The organism is Pseudomonas sp. LB3P81 (assembly GCF_054897965.1).
On sequence record NZ_JBUBVG010000001.1, the window covers coordinates 2,028,917 to 2,045,775 of the forward strand.

Consider the following 16,859-nt stretch of genomic DNA (forward strand, 5'->3'; position numbering starts at 1 on the left):
CAGAGAGATAGACAACACGGTGGGCAAAATCGCCCACCGGTGGATCAGGAAATTTCACGACGGAATGGCGGCAACGCATTGAGGATGGCTTTGCCGTAACGCTGGGTGACCAGGCGCCGGTCAAGCAAGGTGATGGTGCCGCGGTCTTCTTCGGTACGAAGCAGGCGACCGCAGGCCTGGACCAGTTTCAGCGACGCGTCCGGTACGGAGATTTCCATGAACGGATTGCCGCCCCGCGCTTCGATCCACTCGGCCAATGCCGCTTCGACCGGATCATCGGGCACCGAGAACGGGATCTTCGCAATCACCACGTGCTCGCAATACGCACCGGGCAAGTCGACCCCTTCAGCAAAACTCGCCAGGCCGAACAGCACGCTGGAATCGCCGCCGTCGACGCGCGCCTTGTGCTTGTTCAGGGTTTCCTGTTTCGACAGGTTGCCTTGAATGAACACTTGCTTGCGCCAGTCGCGGTCGAGGCCGTCGAATACGTCCTGCATCTGCTTGCGCGAGGAAAACAGCACCAACGTGCCGCGCGAACCTTCGACCAGTTGCGGCAGGTCTCGGATGATCGCGGCGGTATGGGCCGGCGCGTCTCGCGGGTCGGCTTTCAAATCCGGCACCCGCAGCACGCCGGCGTCGGCGTGATGGAACGGGCTCGGGACCACGGCGGTCACGGCCTTTTTCGGCAGGCCGGCACGCATGCGGAAACGGTCGAAGGTGCCGAGCGCGGTCAGGGTCGCCGAGGTCACCAGCGCGCCATAAGCGACGTTCCACAGGTTGCGACGGAGCATTTCCGCCGCGAGGATCGGACTGGCGTTGACCTCGATGTCGAACAGCGAGCCGCTTTCGGCCAGGGTCAGCCAGCGCGCCATGGGCGGGTTGTCTTCCGGGTCTTCAGCGGTGAACGCGCCCCACAATTCCCAGTTGCCCGAAGAGCGCGACAACAGGCTGCCGAACAGCGGATACCACTCCTCGGCCTGGTTGCTGGCGATACCAATGTTGACCTCGCCGTCCATGCCTTCCTTGAGCAGTTCGGTGAGCCGGGTGAACAGGTCGGTGAGGCGGGCAAAGGCTTTCTTCAGCTCGATGCCCATTTCACGCATGTGCTCGGGAATCACCCCGCCGACGAAGCGGTGACGCGGCCGTTCGCGGCCTTCGACGTCTTCGCCGGGTTTGAAATCGGCGACCTGTTCGCAGGCAGTGAACATGAACTGTTGCTGGGTCTTGATCTCACGGGCCAGTTCCGGAACTTGCTCGATCAACTTGCCCAGATCCCCCGGCAACGGGTGCTGGGCGAGCAGTTTGGTGAGGTTCTTGGCGGTGGTTTCCAGCCAGTCGGCGGTGGAACGCAGGCGCGTGTAGTGGGCGAAGTGGCCGATGGCCTTGTCCGGCAGGTGGTGACCTTCGTCGAACACGTAGATGGTGTCGCGCGGGTCCGGCAGGACAGCACCGCCGCCGAGGGCCAGATCGGCCAGGACCATGTCGTGGTTGGTGACGATGACGTCGACCTTGCCCATGCCTTCGCGCGCCTTGTAGAAGGCGCACTGGCCGAAGTTCGGGCAATGACGGTTGGTGCACTGGCTGTGATCGGTGGTCAGACGCGCCCAGTCGGCGTCTTCCAGAGCGGTGGACCAACTGTCGCGGTCGCCGTCCCATTTATTGCCGGCGAGTTTCTCGATCATGCTGGTAAACAGCTTCTGACTGGCCTCATCGACCTCGATCTTGAAGCCTTCTTCCTCGAACAGCTGCGCCGTGGCGGTTTGTGCGTGACCTTCCTGCAGCAACATGTCGAGCTTGGACAGGCACATGTAGCGCCCGCGGCCCTTGGCCAGGGCGAAACTGAAATTCAGCCCGCTGTTGCGCATCAGGTCGGGCAAATCCTTGTAGACGATCTGCTCTTGTAGCGCCACGGTGGCCGTGGCGATCACCAGGCGTTTGCCGGCGGCCTTGGCGGTCGGGATCGCTGCCAGGCTGTAGGCCACGGTTTTGCCCGTACCGGTGCCGGCTTCCACCGCGACAATCGCGGGGTCGCCACTGCGCCGGCCTTCGTCGTCGGTGTCTATGTCACCGAGGACTTTGGCAATTTCGGCGATCATCAGGCGTTGGCCGTAGCGCGGTTTGAGGCTCTTGGCTTCGAGAAAACGCGAGTAGGCGCCCTGGATCGTGGTTTTGAGTTCGGTGCTGATCATGGATTGTCGGGCGCAAAAAACGCTGGATAAATTTTCAGTGGTTCGGATCGGCCGCTATCATACCCCGCTAATTAATCCCGCGCAGAACGGAGTACCTCAATGACACCTTTTGGCATCGTTTACACCCTGCATGTCCTGTCCGCCCTGGTGTGGGTCGGCGGCATGTTTTTCGCCTGGATGGTCCTGCGCCCCGCGGCGATGAAGGCGCTGGAAGGGCCTGCCCGGTTGAAGCTGTGGGTAGAAGTGTTTCAAGGGTTTTTCCGCTGGGTCTGGGTGGCGGTGGTGCTCTTGCCGATCAGCGGCGTGGGCATGATCCATCTGCAATACACCGGTTTTGAGACCGCGCCGCGTTATGTGCAGATCATGATGGGGCTGTACGTGGTGATGACCGCGCTGTTCATCCGGATTCAGGCGTTGCTGTTGCCGGAACTGCGCACGGCAGTGGCGGCGCAGGATTGGCCGACGGGGGCTGCGGTGCTGGGGAAGATTCGCAGGTTGGTGGGGATCAATCTGATTGTGGGGTTGGTATTAGTGGCAATCGCCTCGGCCCGACCGATGCTCTAAGGCAAACAATGTAACTGTGGCGAGGGAGCTCGCTCCCGCTGGGTCGCGAAGCGGCCCCAAAACCAGCGACCCGATACATACGAAACTGCGCGGTGCCTGGTTTTACGACTGCTTCGCAGCCGAGCGGGAGCAAGCTCCCTCACCACAAGGGATCTCGGTGGTTCTTACAACCGCTGTACGGTTACGGAACCCGCCGCCCCCGCAGGCCCCGGCTGGCCGTCAGCACCCGGCTTGCCGCTCTTGCCGCCATCGGCCTTGTAAACGAGGCAACCCTTGGCCTTGCCGCCCGCCCCCGGCTTACCGCCAGGACCAGCCAAACCACCCTCGCCACCAGCGACTTGAACCTTGATCTGCTCCGCCGGGTAATCACGCGGCACTTCCAGCCTGACCAGTGCACCCGGCGCGCCCGGTTGTCCGTCGCTGCCATTACTGCCATCCGCGCCGCGACCGGCCTGGCCCCAGGTGCAGCCCGGTGCCTGACCGTTGGCGCCGTCGAGACCGACAAAACCCGGTGCCCCTGCGCCGCCGCGTGCATCGACCAACAACTTCGGTGCATTCAGTGCCTTGATCTGCACATTCAGATTGCGCCCCGAGCGGGCCGATTTCAGATAAGTACCCGGCGCGCCGCGAGCGGTGATCTGGCTGCCTTCGGACAGCTGGGCACGATTGATCTTCAACTCCAGGGCATTTTCGCTCGGCACGATGGCGATCCGCGCTTCACGCCCCAAGTGCAATTCGCCGACAGTGACTTCGGTCACGTTCGAGGGAATCAGTAACGTGCCGTAATCGGCCACTTCCAGGCGTTCCAGCTGCAAGGTACTGGCGGTGTTGGGCAGGCGCATCAGCGAGTTGGTTTCGACGCTGACCACTTGGGCGCAGGCGAGCGGGCTGATGAGAGTGGCGAGCAGACAGAGTTTACGCATGGGATGCCTTTGGTACGGCGGGAGCCGGAATGGTTTGCAGGTGGAAAACACCGAAAAAGACAATCTTCAAGCGATCACGCCAAGGGTGGGCGCGACCTCTGAGGCTGCGGAAACAGAACACCGCCTCAAGAAGATGAAGGAACGCCAACAGACCGCCGGCCAGATTGACCAACAGGTGCAGCGGATTGACAAACGGCGTCATCAGATTGACCAGCACCACCAGCCAGAACAGCAGGGTCAGCAGCTTCCCCAGCCCCCAAAACACCTTCATACGCTCCCCCGTTGAGAATTATTCTTTGCGCGCACAGTAACGGCTTCCACGCGAGATAAACCAGAGGGCAACGGAAAATTCTTCATGAAGGCCGCCGAATGGCCGTCGGAACAACCGCAATGGCTGCCCGAGGTCCCTATCACGCGGTTCAACGATTGATATGCAATTCCACGCGACGGTTTTTCGCGCGCCCTTCGTCTGTTTCGTTATCGGCCGCGGGCTCACTTTCGCCCCGGCCTTCGCTGGTAAGTTTGTTCGGTGCCAGGCCCATGCCCAACAGATAAGCCACCACGCTGCTGGCGCGTCGTTCCGAGAGCGCCTGGTTATAGGCGTCCGAACCCTTGCTGTCGGTATGACCGATCACCTTGATGCTCACCACATCGGCGCTTTGCAGTCTGGGCATCAGCGCATCCAGCTGACTCTGCGCCGATGGCGTCAGGTCGGATTTGTCGAAGGCAAACAACACGTCACCCGCATCACTCAGGGTAATGACTTCGGGTTCGGCAGGTTTCACGCTGGCCGGGTACTGCGGCAGCGGACAACCGTGATGTTCGACCGGGGTATTGGCCGGCGTATCAGGGCAGCGATCACGTCGATCGAACACACCATCGTCGTCTTCATCGCCATCCTGGGTGTAACAGATCAAGCCGCCAGTCAAGATACCAAGTGCCGCTCCGCCCGCCGCCCAACCGCTACTCTCCAGAGCGCCCAGGCCTCCACCGACCAGACCGCCGATAACACTGCAGATCGACCAGGTACGTTGATTGAGAGGGGCAGTGCCATCGCTGTGAGTCGCGCAACCGGTCAACAGGCTGCCAAGCAGCAAAACCGGCAAGAGGGTCCTTGGGAGAAGGCTCATGGTTGAAAGCTCCTGTGTGACCGGCAGATGCCGGTCACACAGGAGTAAAGACCCGCATCCGCGACTGCACAAGCCGCGGAGTGCGAGGGGTCAGCGGTTGATTTTGATTTCCGTGCGACGATTCAACGCACGGCCGTCAGCGGTTTTGTTGTCGGCCACCGGCTGGCTTTCACCGGCACCGGTCACAGACACAAATTCGCTGCGTGGAACGCCTTGGGAAATCAGGTATTCAACCACCGAATGCGCACGACGATCCGACAGTTTCTGGTTGTAGGCATCGCTGCCCACGCTGTCGGTATGACCGGTCACGGTCAACTGGGCGGTGGAGGATTCCTGTTTCAGGCGAGTGGCGATTTTATTGAGTACATCTTTGTCAGAAGGGGTGAGAGTGGCTTTGTCGAACTGGAAGTGAACATCGCGAATGACGATGGTTTCTTCCTTGACCACAACCGCCTCTTCAACCACTGGCGCAGGGACTGGTGGTGGGCAACCATCGGCATTGACCTGCACGCCTCTAGGCGTACCTGGGCACTTGTCGCGGCTGTCCGGCACGCCATCGCCGTCTTCGTCGCCATCACCGTGAACCCAGCAATAGGCTGCAGCGGTACCGCCAACCAGCAGCGCGCCATACCCTGCCCATGCCGAGCTCTCGGTCGCGCCGAGACCTGCACCCACAACACCGCCGACTGCCGCACAGGTCGGCCAGTCGGTTTTCTGCAAACCTGCGCAACCAGTCAACACACTGGTTAGCAGAACCAAGGGTAATGCTGTCCGAACTATGCTCATCTAGTTTTCTCCTGAGGGATCGGCTTAGAACCGATTCAGGGAGTAAAGACCCGAGTTTTCATCTCCGCCAGCAATAGGCCATGGCTGTTTGGTCCCGTGTTCACGGGTGATCGGCACTTTTGGCGCTAAGCCGCTCTATATCTGGGCGTTTGGGCAGGCTAGTCTTGGCGCTCTGATTGAGGATCTTCGATGATTGCAGGTATTTCTTCGCGCACGCCGCAGCAGGCGCTGGCCGCTTTGCTGGATCGTTACGCCCCGCCGCGCCTGTTGCTGATCGGCGCCAGCGAATTCCCGGCGCTTGAGGCGTTCAAGCTCGCGCACCCTGACACCTGCGTCGCCCATGCGGCGCCCGGACCATTGCCGGCCGAACTCGCAGCGCGCCGCTTTGATCTGGCGCTGGTGGTCGATTGCCTCGAACACTTGCCCAAACGCGAGGGTCTGAATTTGCTCGGCGGGATCCGCAACCTCAATGCCAGTCGCATTGCGGTACTCGCGGACTTGCCGGCCAGTGGCTGGCAGGAGACGGATTTTTTCTCCCTGGCCCTGCAAGCCAGCGAACGTTTCCAGCGCGACGATCAAGTGCTGACCCTGTTTACCTACGATCTGCTTGACTACAAACAAGTCCCCGACTGGCTCAACTCACGGTTCTGGGCCAATCCGGAAAACTTCGGGAAATATTGGTGGTAACGCAATGAGTACATCCATTTGCCCTTGCGGCAGCGGCACCCTGCTCGACGCCTGCTGCGGTCATTACCATGCCGGTCACCCGGCCCCCTGCGCTGAAGCCTTGATGCGCTCGCGCTACAGCGCTTATGTGCTGGGCCTGATCGATTATCTGGTGGCGACCACTCTGCCTGCGCAACAGACAGGCCTCGATCGGCAGTCCATCAGCGACTGGAGCGCCCAAAGTACCTGGCTGGGCCTGGAGGTGGAAAGCTCCGAAGTGTTTGGCGGTCAGCCGGAACATGCTTTCGTGACCTTCACCGCACGCTGGCATGACGGCAGCGGCGAACACAGCCACCGCGAGCGCTCGTCGTTCGTGCAGAACGCCGGCCACTGGTACTTCATCGACCCCACCGTGCCACTCAAGGCCGGACGCAACGATGCCTGCCCTTGCGCGAGCGGGCAGAAGTTCAAGAAGTGTTGCGCGGGGTATTTCGGCGCGTGAGGTGACGCCAGAAGATCGCAGCCTTCGGCAGCTCCTACGCGTACACACTGTAGGAGCTGCCGAAGGCTGCGATCTTTTGGGGCTAGACTGGTGCTCAAGGGAGAAACATCACCATGACCACCTGGCGGCGCGTCTTACATACATTCACCCTGCTCCTGTTTCTCGGGCTCGGCGGTTGTGCGTCCTGGTTCAGCGACGATGAGCCGGAACCCGCCGTGCATCTGGTCAAGGTCGAAGTCGTCGAGGCCAAACTGATGCAGCAGCGTTTCCTGCTGTACTTTCGTGTCGACAATCCCCGTGACAGTGACCTGACGGTGCGCGGCCTCGAATACCGGATTCATCTGGGCGACATGCTGCTGACCGAGGGCGAGCACGAACACTGGTTTACGGTCAGTCCCAAGCGCAGTGCATTTTTCAAGGTACCAATCCGCACCAACCTGTGGCCGAAGGTGCGGGACTTGGTGAAAATGCTGAAAAAAACCGATCAACCCGTCCCCTATCGGCTGGAAGGTGAGCTGGAAACCGGTTTATTCATCGCGCACTACGTGCACCTGGCGCGTAATGGCGTGATAATCCCCGCCGATTTAATTCCGGAGCACACCCGATGACCCAGCAACCCCACGTCCATGGCCCTGACTGCAACCACGATCACGACCATCACGACCACCATGATCACGACCATGGCCATGTTCACGGCCCGAACTGCGGCCACGCGCACCAGGAACCGGTACGCAATGCCCTGAAAGACGTCGGCCGCAACGATCCTTGCCCGTGCGGCAACGGCAAGAAATTCAAGAAGTGCCACGGCGCTTGATGCTTCGGGCGAAAAAATTCTTCGCCTGTTGAATCGCCTTCGCGAGCAAGTCGAATCGTCGCACCGCCGCTCCCACATTGGTTTTGTGAACGACATAACTCCCTTGTGGGAGCGGGCTTGCTCGCGAAGAGGCCTTCAAAGTCGCCATCACTTCAGGATCTGCACGGTACTCACGACCGTCGCATATTCCCCATGCAGATTCCCCAGCGACATCGCATGCACGTCCTCGGCGGAACGGGCATTGCCAAAATAATCCGCCTTGTCGAACGTAAAGCACGCATCCTCCGCCACCCACGCATCAAACCCCAGATTCCCGGCCGTACGCGCCGTGGACTCCACTGAATTGTTGGTTGCGACGCCAACGATGACCAACTGCCCAATCCCCGCCTCGCGCAAACTCGCCTCCAGCCCCGTCGCACAAAACGCATCCGGCACCTGTTTCTGAATCAGCTGCTCGCCGGCCAATGGCTGGAACCGCTCCTGAAACTCCACGCCCGATTGCTGCGGCCAGAACACCGAATCCGGCGAACGAGACAGATGCTGGACGTGAATCACCGGCCGCCCGGTTTCACGCCAAAGACCCAGTAGATCCAGAATCCGCGCCTCGGCCTGAGGATTATTTCGTCGGCCGCACCTAGGCTCCAAAATGCCTTTTTGTTGATCGATGATGATTAGTGCCGCATTGGTCTTGAGCTCCATGCCGACTTTTCTCACGCAAGGTCATTGAATTTCACGCACTTCAGCATCAGCTCTCCCTACAGGCAAGCTCTCAATCCGCGGTGGTTGTTCTGGCAGATGGGGCGGGCTGGGGCCGATGGCCGGGCAGAGTCATCACTTCAGAATGTGCTGCGCTGGCTCCCACCCCATCCAGAATCGGCCGGCGAAGGTGAAGGCGTATGCGTTGGCTGCCAAGGTCAACCCACCAAAACCCTGAAAGCGACGCACGCCCTGTGGCGAGGGGATTTATCCCCGTTCGGCTGCGAAGCAGTCGTGAATCCGAACAACTCAGTCTGTTTGAATGGATTCTGGGGGCCGCTTCGCGACCCAACGGGGATAAATCCCCTCGCCACAGATAAATCCCCTCGCCACAAATGTGGATGTCCGCGCTTATGTGAACAGTATTACGACCTGTAGTTGTGGTTTATCAGACAAATCCTGAAATAACCCCATACCCCGCTTGCGCGGCCACCTCCTGCTCTCTAACGTAGCGCCTTTATTGCGCCTCTACCCCCGCAGGAGCTTTGCCATGGCCTCGCCAGCCCTTACACATTTTCTTCCCCGGTTCGGCGTTGCCGCAGCAGTGGCCGGTGTTTTGAGCCTGACCGGTTGTCAGACCTTTAACACCCAGGACACCCTCCCGCCGACCACCGGCGTGCAGCCGCTCAAGGGTCTGGCGCAAAACGTTTCGGTGCGCCGCAATGCCATGGGCATGCCGCTGATCGAAAGCAGCACCTTCCACGACGCGCTGTTCACCCTCGGTTACGTACACGCGAGCGACCGCATCACGCAAATGGTCACCCTGCGCCTGCTGGCCCAAGGTCGTTTGTCGGAGATGTCCGGTTCGGACCTGCTGGACGCCGACCGCTACATGCGCGCCGTCAACCTGAAGAAAAGCGCCGGCGAGCTGTACAAGGCGTCTTCGCCGCGACTCAAACGCTTCTTCGAAGTCTATGCCCGCGGGGTCAACGCCTACCTGTTCCGCTACCGCGACAAGTTGCCGGCAGACCTCGCTGCCACCGGCTACAAGCCTGAATACTGGCAACCGGAAGATTCGGCGCTGATTTTCTGCCTGCTGAACTTCAGCCAATCGGCGAACCTGCCCGAGGAAATTTCCTCGCTGGTGCTCGCTCAGACGGTCACCCCCGACAAACTCGCCTGGCTGACGCCGTCCGCGCCCGACGAAAAACTGCCAGTGGCCGAAGGCGAAAAACTTCAGGGCCTCAAGCTGAACGGAGCGATTCCGGGTCTCGCCGAAATCAGCAAGGCCACCGGTCAACTGTCCGATCTGAATTTGCTGGGTGCAACGTCATCGAACAACTGGGCGATCGCCCCTCAACGCAGCCGCAGCGGCAAAAGCCTGCTGGCCAGCGACAGCCATGGGCCGCTGGGCGTGCCGTCGTTGTTCAGTTACGTGCAGATTCGTACGCCGAAATATCAGGCGTCCGGCGTGACCATCGCCGGTTTGCCGATGGTACTGGGCGGTTTCAACGGCAAAGTGGCGTGGAGCATGACCTCGGTCATGGGCGACAACCAGGACCTGTTCCTGGAAAAAATCAAACGTCAGGGCAACGGGCTTTCCTACGAAGTCGGCGGCAAATGGCAGCCGACAATCGTTCGCAACGAAACCTATTTCGTCAAAGGCCAGCGGCCGATTCGCGAAGCGGTGTACGAAACCCGTCACGGGCCGCTGCTCAACAGCGCCAAAGGTACAGCGTTGGATAACGGTCTGGGTCTGGCCTTGCAGACGCCAAACTTCACTGACGACAAGTCACTGGACGCGTTTTTCGACCTGTCCCGGGCGCAGAACGTCGAGAAAGCCTCGGACGCCAGCCGTGAAATCCGCGCGATCACGCTGAACCTGGTCTTCGCCGACGCCAGCAACATCGGCTGGCAAGTCACCGGCCGTTACCCGAACCGCCGCGAAGGCGAAGGCCTGTTGCCGTCGCCGGGCTGGGAAAGTCGTTACGACTGGGACGGTTACGCCGACCCAATGCTGCACCCGTACGATCAGGACCCGGCCCAAGGCTGGCTCGGCACCGCCAACCAGCGGGTCATTCCCCATGGTTACGGCATGCAGCTGTCCAATTCCTGGTCGGCACCGGAGCGTGGCGAACGCATGGCCGAACTGGCCGGTGCGGGCAAACACGACACGCGCAGTGTGATCGCCATGCAATACGATCAAACCACCACCTTCGCCGCCAAACTGAAGAAGATGTTTGAAGCACCGGGCATGGCAAAGCCGCTGAAGCAGGCTATCGAAGCGCTGCCGGTAGCTGATCGCGACAAGGCTCGCGAAGCACTGACCCGTCTGATGGCATTCGACGGCAAACTCACCCCGACTTCCGCCGACGCAGCGATTTACGAGCTGTTCCTGCAGCAAAGTACCCAACAGATCTTCCTCGACGAACTGGGTCCGGAAAGCGGCCCGGCGTGGAAAGCCTTTATCGCCAACGGTAAGTTGTCCTACGCAGCGCAGGCCGATCATCTGCTGGGCCGTGAAGACAGCCCGTTCTGGGATGACGCGCGCACGCCGCAGAAAGAAGACAAACCGGCGATCCTCGCCCGCAGCCTTGCAGCCGCCATCACCGCCGGCGACAGCCAGTTGGGTGGCGACCACAAGGCCTGGCAGTGGGGCAAGCTACACCGTTATGAGTGGAAGAATGCCAGCGGCCAGACCGTGCGCGGCCCGCTCGCGGCCGGTGGCGATCACACCACGCTGAATACCGCGGCGTTCGCCTGGGGCCAGGACTTCAACACCACGCTGGCGCCGGCCATGCGCTTCATCGTCGACTTCGGCCAGGCCGAACCGCTGATGGGCCAGACCGGCACCGGTCAGTCCGGTAATCCGGCCAGCCCGAATTACCTCGACAGCGTGGAGCCGTGGCTCAAGGGGCAATACGTGAGTTTGCCGATGCAGCCGCAGAACTTTGACAAGGTGTACGGGACCAAGCGGCTGACGCTGACACCTGGCAAATAAGAGCAAAAGAAAAGATCAAAAGATCGCAGCCTTCGGCAGCTCCTACGGTGGATTTCGCGTTCATCTGTAGGAGCTGCCGAAGGCTGCGATCTTTTGCTTTTGATCGTTGCAAAAATAGATAGAACTTCTGACCTCGCCCAAACCTCATAGCTAACAAGTCCCTCCATTCTGGTAACAACATGGATCTTGTTATCGCTCGTCCCGAAGGTTTGTACTGCCCCGCCGGCGATTTCTACATCGACCCGTGGCGGCCGGTCGAGCGTTCGGTCATTACTCACGCCCACGGCGACCATGCCCGAGGCGGCAACCACCACTATCTGGCGGCCGCGCCCGGTGAAGGGATTTTGCGCGCGCGCCTGGGTCAGGACATCAATCTGCAAACCCTGGCGTACGGCGAACGGTTGCTGCACCACGGCGTCACCCTGAGTTTCCATCCAGCCGGCCATGTGCTCGGCTCGGCGCAGGTGCGTCTGGAATACGGCGGCGAGGTCTGGGTCGCCTCAGGGGATTACAAGATCGAGCCCGACGGCACTTGCGCGCCCTTTGAGCCGGTGCGTTGCCACACCTTCATCACCGAATCGACGTTTGGCCTGCCGATCTATCGCTGGCAACCTCAGGCGCAGGTGTTTGCCGAGATCAATCAGTGGTGGCAGGCCAACGCCGCCGAAGACAAGGCCAGCGTGCTGTTTTGCTATTCCTTCGGCAAGGCACAGCGGATTCTCCACGGCATCGACGCCCGCCTCGGCCCCATTCTGGTACATGGCGCCGTGGAGCCGCTCAACCGGGTGTATCGCGAGAGCGGCGTTTATTTACCGCCGACGATCTACGCGGGCGACGTCAACAAGAGCGACCCGATGATGCGCAAGGCGCTCATCCTGGCCCCGCCTTCCGCCGGCGACAGCACCTGGATGCGCCGCTTCGGTGACTACAGCGATGGCTTTGCCAGCGGCTGGATGCGTTTGCGCGGCACGCGGCGGCGGCGCGGTGTGGACCGTGGCTTCGTGTTATCCGACCACGCCGACTGGCCGGGCCTGCTTTGGGCGATCGAGCAGACCGGCGCCGAACGCGTCATGGTCACCCACGGTTCTGTGGCGGTCCTGGTGCGCCATTTGCGCGAACAAGGTCTGGATGCCCAAGGGTTCAACACCGAATACGGCGACGATGAAGAAGACGTAGCAGCGGTCGAGCCTGAAAGCGCCGAGGTGCTGCCATGAAGGCCTTCGCCGAGTTGTACGCCGAGCTCGATGCCACGACCTCGAGCAACGCCAAACTGGCGGCGATGCAACATTACTTCGCCCGGGCCGCGCCGGAAGACGCGGCATGGGCGGTGTACTTTCTGTCCGGCGGACGACCTCGCCAACTGGTGCCGGTGCGCATCCTGCGTGAACTCGCCGTGGCGTATTCCGGCCTGTCGCCGTGGTTGTTCGAAGAGAGCTATCAAGCGGTCGGCGATCTGGCGGAAACCATTTCGCTGGTACTGCCCGAAACACCCCACAGTTCCTCCGACGGATTGGCGGTATGGATTGAAGAAAAACTGCTGCCGTTGCGCGGCGAATCTCCCGAAGTGCTCGCCGTGCAATTGCCCGAACTCTGGTCGCAACTGGACCGCCCCAGCCTGATGCTCTGCATCAAACTGATCACCGGCAGTTTCCGCGTCGGCGTCTCAAAGTTGCTGGTGACCCGCGCCCTGGCGGCCATGGCGCAGCTCGACAGCAAACGCGTGGCCCAGCGACTGGTGGGTTACACCGACCTGTCCAACCGCCCGAGTGCGGCCAGTTACCTGAAGCTGATCGCTGCGGAATCGTCGGATGAACATGCCCAGCGCGGCGGTCAGCCGTATCCGTTTTTTCTGGCTCATGCACTGTCGCAACCGGTCGAACAGTTTGAGACTCTGCTGGGTCCAGCCAGCCAATGGCAAGTGGAATGGAAGTGGGACGGCATCCGCGCCCAGATGGTCAAGCGCGACGGCCGACTGTGGATCTGGTCGCGCGGCGAAGAATTGGTCACCGAGCGTTTTCCCGAACTCGACAGCCTGGTCCATTGCCTGCCCGACGGCACGGTGATCGACGGTGAAATCGTGGCCTGGAAAACCGCACCACCGAACACCGAAGATGCCTTCGATCCACTGGCGCCGACGTCACCCGCGGTGCAACCGTTCGCCCTGTTGCAACAGCGGATCGGTCGTAAAACCCTGGGCAAGAAAATCCTCGATGAGGTGCCGGTGGTTGTTCTCGCCTACGACTTGCTGGAATGGGCGGGCAAAGACTGGCGCAACCAGCCTCAAGCCAGGCGTCGCACCCAACTGGAGCACGTCATCGCTCACTGCAACAACCCGGTGTTACTGCCCTCCCCCGTGCTGACAGGTGAAGACTGGTTCGACCTCGCCCGCCAACGGGAAACCTCCCGCAGCCTGGGCGTCGAAGGCATGATGCTCAAGGCCCGAGACGCGTTGTATGGCGTCGGCCGCACCAAGGACATGGGGGTGTGGTGGAAATGGAAGGTCGACCCGTTCAGCGTCGACGCGGTGCTGATTTACGCGCAACGCGGGCACGGCCGCCGGGCCAGTCTCTACAGCGATTACACCTTCGCCGTGTGGGACGGCCCACCCGACGCCAGCGAACGCACTCTGGTGCCGTTCGCCAAGGCCTATTCGGGGCTCACCGACGCAGAGATGCGCCAGGTCGACAGCATTGTGCGCAAGACCACGGTGGAGAAATTCGGGCCGGTGAGCAGCGTGAAACCGAGCCTGGTGTTTGAATTGGGGTTTGAGGGGATTGCCCTGTCCAAGCGGCACAAGAGCGGGATCGCGGTGCGGTTTCCGCGGATGTTGCGGTGGCGGCAGGATAAATCCGTCGAAGAGGCTGACAATCTCGCAACCCTGCAGGATCTTTTGGGTTAACCCGATACCCTATGGGAGCGAGCCTGTGTGGCGAGGGGATTTATCCCCGTTCGGCTGCGAAGCAGTCGTAAAACCATTGTGCGCGGTGTACCTAATACACCACGGTTTTCGTTTTTGGGGCCGCTTCGCAGCCCAACGGGGATAAATCCCCTCGCCACACAAGCCCGCTCCCACAAGGGAATTTGCGCTATTGCGGACCAAGTTGGTGCGGCCATTTACTGGTGCCCGTTTTCGTGCATAAATCCCGCCCAGCCATTTCCTGAATCACCTTTTAAAACGCTTGTTCGGCACTCTGGTTCGGAAATTGCTACTTTCATTAGGTCTTACGCGTTCCAGTAACAATAATTTCTGCGCCACAAGCGCTCATATTGGTTCTTAGGGATTTGAATAATGAAAAAAGCATTGCTGACCCTTTCTGCACTGGCGTTGTGCATGGCTGCCGGCTCCGCGTTGGCCAAGGAGTACAAAGAACTGCGTTTTGGCGTTGACCCTTCCTATGCACCGTTCGAGTCGAAAGCGGCCGACGGTAGCCTGGTCGGATTCGACATCGATCTGGGCAACGCAATCTGCGCCGAGCTGAAGGTCAAGTGCAAATGGGTCGAAAGCGATTTCGACGGCATGATTCCGGGCCTGAAGGCCAATAAATTCGACGGTGTGATCTCTTCGATGACCGTCACCCCGGCCCGCGAAAAAGTCATCGACTTCTCCGACGAGCTGTTCTCCGGCCCAACCGCTTACGTCTTCAAGAAAGGTTCCGGCCTGACCGAAGACGTCGCTTCGCTGAAAGGCAAGACTGTCGGTTACGAGCAAGGCACCATTCAGGAAGCCTACGCCAAGGCCGTACTGGACAAGGCTGGCGTGAAAACCCAGGCCTATCAGAACCAGGATCAGGTGTATTCGGACCTGATGTCCGGTCGCCTCGACGCTGCGATCCAGGACATGCTGCAAGCCGAACTGGGCTTTTTGAAGTCGCCTAAAGGCGAAGGCTACGAAGTCAGCAAGCCGGTGGACAGCGAACTGCTGCCATCCAAAACAGCGATCGGTATCTCTAAAGGTAACAAAGACCTCAAGGCACTTTTGGATAAAGGTATCAAAGCGTTACACGACGATGGCACCTACGCCACCATTCAAAAGAAACACTTTGGCGATCTGAATCTGTACAGCGGCAAATAATGCCCGGCGCCCATCTCGCGATGGGCGCTTTTTTTATCCAGTCAGGTTGCTGATTTATGTTCGAAAACCTATTACAAAATCTGGGGCTCTCTGCCTTCAGCCTCAAGGGCTTCGGTCCGTTGCTGATGGAAGGCACCTGGATGACCATCAAATTATCGGCGTTGTCGCTGTTGTTGGCCGTATTGCTCGGCCTGCTCGGCGCCACTGCCAAACTGTCAAAAGTCAAACTGGTTCGGATTCCGGCTCAGGTCTACACCACGCTGATTCGCGGCGTGCCGGACCTGGTGCTGATGCTGCTGATTTTCTACAGCCTGCAAACCTGGTTGACGTCGTTTACCGATTTCATGGAATGGGAATACATCGAGATCAACCCGTTCAGCGCCGGGGTCATCACCCTGGGCTTCATTTATGGCGCGTACTTCACCGAAACCTTCCGTGGCGCGATTCTCTCGGTGCCACGGGGCCAGGTCGAAGCGGCCACGGCCTATGGCCTCAAGCGCGGCCAGCGGTTCTGGATCGTGGTGTTTCCGCAGATGATGCGCTTTGCCCTTCCGGGCATCGGTAACAACTGGATGGTGATGCTCAAAGCCACCGCGCTGGTCTCGATCATCGGCCTCGCCGACCTGGTCAAGGCCGCTCAGGACGCCGGCAAAAGCAGCTATCAACTGTTCTACTTCCTGGTGCTGGCTGCGCTGATTTACCTGCTGATCACCAGCGCCTCCAACTTCATCCTGCGCTGGCTTGAACGCCGCTACGCCGCCGGCACCCGGGAGGCCGTACGATGATCGAACTCTTGCAGGAATACTGGAAACCTTTCCTGTATACCGACGGCTACAACATCACCGGCCTGGCCATGACCCTGTGGCTGCTCAGTGCATCGATCTTCATCGGTTTCCTGGTGTCGATCCCGCTGTCCATCGCCCGGGTGTCGCCGCACTTCTACATTCGCTGGCCGGTGCAGTTCTACACCTACCTGTTTCGCGGTACGCCGCTGTATATCCAGCTGCTGATTTGCTACACCGGGATTTACAGCCTGGCCGCCGTGCGCGAGCAACCGATACTCGATGCGTTCTTTCGCGACGCGATGAACTGCACCATCCTCGCCTTCGCCCTGAACACTTGCGCCTACACCACGGAGATTTTTGCCGGGGCGATTCGCAGCATGGCCCACGGTGAAGTCGAAGCGGCCAAGGCCTACGGTCTGACCGGCTGGAAGCTGTATGCCTACGTGATCATGCCGTCGGCGCTGCGTCGCTCGTTGCCTTATTACAGCAACGAAGTGATTCTGATGCTGCACTCGACCACCGTGGCGTTCACCGCGACCATCCCGGACATCCTGAAAGTCGCGCGGGACGCCAACTCGGCGACCTTCCTGACCTTCCAGTCGTTCGGCATCGCCGCGCTGATCTACCTGACCGTTACCTTTGCGCTGGTCGGCCTGTTCCGCCTCGCCGAACGCCGATGGCTGGCGTTCCTCGGGCCGACCCACTAGGACCCGCTGTAGGAATAATGAGAC

17 protein-coding genes are annotated in these 16,859 nt (G+C 60.3%); 11 read left to right on the forward strand and 6 right to left on the reverse strand.

Annotated features, from left to right (window positions below; all coding sequences use genetic code 11):
* Nucleotides 1–44: 44 nt before the first annotated feature.
* Nucleotides 45–2,189 (reverse strand): ATP-dependent DNA helicase DinG, encoded by a 2,145-nt coding sequence (dinG, locus tag ACYZTL_RS09420; protein WP_461951560.1) that lies wholly within the window; start codon nt 2,187–2,189, stop codon nt 45–47.
* A gap of 99 nt (nt 2,190–2,288) precedes the next feature.
* On the opposite strand from dinG, the gene ACYZTL_RS09425 reads away from it, so the two are divergent.
* Nucleotides 2,289–2,753, forward strand: coding sequence for a CopD family protein (locus tag ACYZTL_RS09425; protein ID WP_461951561.1), 465 nt, complete (start codon nt 2,289–2,291; stop codon nt 2,751–2,753).
* A 164-nt stretch (nt 2,754–2,917) separates the two neighbouring features.
* Here the strand turns inward: ACYZTL_RS09425 and ACYZTL_RS09430 are convergent, their stop codons facing one another.
* The 4 genes from ACYZTL_RS09430 to ACYZTL_RS09445 form a co-directional block, all read right to left on the reverse strand.
* Nucleotides 2,918–3,676 (reverse strand): collagen-like triple helix repeat-containing protein, encoded by a 759-nt coding sequence (locus ACYZTL_RS09430; RefSeq protein WP_461951562.1) that lies wholly within the window; start codon nt 3,674–3,676, stop codon nt 2,918–2,920.
* Nucleotides 3,669–3,947 carry a DUF1145 domain-containing protein gene (locus tag ACYZTL_RS09435; protein ID WP_461951563.1) on the reverse strand — a complete coding sequence of 93 codons (279 nt, stop codon included), beginning with the start codon at nt 3,945–3,947 and terminating at the stop codon, nt 3,669–3,671. The genes ACYZTL_RS09430 and ACYZTL_RS09435 overlap by 8 nt, the downstream gene beginning before the upstream one ends.
* Before the next feature lie 148 nt (nt 3,948–4,095).
* Nucleotides 4,096–4,806 carry an OmpA family protein gene (locus ACYZTL_RS09440; protein ID WP_461951564.1) on the reverse strand — a complete coding sequence of 237 codons (711 nt, stop codon included), beginning with the start codon at nt 4,804–4,806 and terminating at the stop codon, nt 4,096–4,098.
* A gap of 90 nt (nt 4,807–4,896) precedes the next feature.
* A complete protein-coding gene (locus tag ACYZTL_RS09445; protein ID WP_461951565.1) occupies nt 4,897–5,592 on the reverse strand; it encodes an OmpA family protein in 696 nt (231 codons plus the stop codon).
* Between the two features lie 189 nt (nt 5,593–5,781).
* On the opposite strand from ACYZTL_RS09445, the gene ACYZTL_RS09450 reads away from it, so the two are divergent.
* From ACYZTL_RS09450 to ACYZTL_RS09465, 4 genes are all read left to right on the forward strand, one after another.
* Nucleotides 5,782–6,279: a DUF6231 family protein gene (locus ACYZTL_RS09450; RefSeq protein ID WP_461951566.1), complete on the forward strand. Its 498-nt coding sequence runs from the start codon at nt 5,782–5,784 to the stop codon at nt 6,277–6,279.
* Nucleotides 6,280–6,283: 4 nt separating this feature from the next.
* Entirely contained in the window at nt 6,284–6,760 is a 477-nt protein-coding gene (locus ACYZTL_RS09455) for a YchJ family protein (RefSeq protein WP_461951567.1), read from the forward strand.
* Between the two features lie 113 nt (nt 6,761–6,873).
* The gene (locus tag ACYZTL_RS09460; protein ID WP_461951568.1) at nt 6,874–7,368 is read left to right on the forward strand and encodes an LEA/WHy family protein; all 495 of its coding nucleotides are present in this window, start codon (nt 6,874–6,876) and stop codon (nt 7,366–7,368) included.
* Nucleotides 7,365–7,574: an SEC-C metal-binding domain-containing protein gene (locus ACYZTL_RS09465; protein ID WP_007906737.1), complete on the forward strand. Its 210-nt coding sequence runs from the start codon at nt 7,365–7,367 to the stop codon at nt 7,572–7,574. Before ACYZTL_RS09460 ends, ACYZTL_RS09465 begins: the two co-directional genes overlap by 4 nt.
* Nucleotides 7,575–7,721: 147 nt before the next feature.
* Here ACYZTL_RS09465 and ACYZTL_RS09470 read toward each other — a convergent pair whose 3' ends face one another.
* Nucleotides 7,722–8,273, reverse strand: coding sequence for a cysteine hydrolase family protein (locus ACYZTL_RS09470; RefSeq protein WP_461951569.1), 552 nt, complete (start codon nt 8,271–8,273; stop codon nt 7,722–7,724).
* Nucleotides 8,274–8,820: 547 nt separating this feature from the next.
* On the opposite strand from ACYZTL_RS09470, the gene ACYZTL_RS09475 reads away from it, so the two are divergent.
* The 6 genes from ACYZTL_RS09475 to ACYZTL_RS09500 all read left to right on the forward strand — a co-directional run bounded on the left by ACYZTL_RS09475 (nt 8,821) and on the right by ACYZTL_RS09500 (nt 16,835).
* Nucleotides 8,821–11,271, forward strand: coding sequence for a penicillin acylase family protein (locus ACYZTL_RS09475; RefSeq protein ID WP_461951570.1), 2,451 nt, complete (start codon nt 8,821–8,823; stop codon nt 11,269–11,271).
* Nucleotides 11,272–11,450: 179 nt separating this feature from the next.
* Nucleotides 11,451–12,485 carry a ligase-associated DNA damage response exonuclease gene (locus ACYZTL_RS09480; protein ID WP_461951571.1) on the forward strand — a complete coding sequence of 345 codons (1,035 nt, stop codon included), beginning with the start codon at nt 11,451–11,453 and terminating at the stop codon, nt 12,483–12,485.
* Nucleotides 12,482–14,170, forward strand: a complete 1,689-nt coding sequence (locus tag ACYZTL_RS09485) for an ATP-dependent DNA ligase (RefSeq protein ID WP_461951572.1) — start codon at nt 12,482–12,484, stop codon at nt 14,168–14,170. Before ACYZTL_RS09480 ends, ACYZTL_RS09485 begins: the two co-directional genes overlap by 4 nt.
* A gap of 390 nt (nt 14,171–14,560) precedes the next feature.
* Complete coding sequence (locus ACYZTL_RS09490) at nt 14,561–15,343, forward strand: transporter substrate-binding domain-containing protein (protein ID WP_461951573.1); 783 nt, start codon at nt 14,561–14,563, stop codon at nt 15,341–15,343.
* Between the two features lie 56 nt (nt 15,344–15,399).
* Nucleotides 15,400–16,128, forward strand: a complete 729-nt coding sequence (locus ACYZTL_RS09495) for an ABC transporter permease (protein ID WP_461951574.1) — start codon at nt 15,400–15,402, stop codon at nt 16,126–16,128.
* Nucleotides 16,125–16,835: an ABC transporter permease gene (locus ACYZTL_RS09500; protein ID WP_008030066.1), complete on the forward strand. Its 711-nt coding sequence runs from the start codon at nt 16,125–16,127 to the stop codon at nt 16,833–16,835. Before ACYZTL_RS09495 ends, ACYZTL_RS09500 begins: the two co-directional genes overlap by 4 nt.
* The last annotated feature ends 24 nt before the right edge of the window (nt 16,836–16,859 follow it).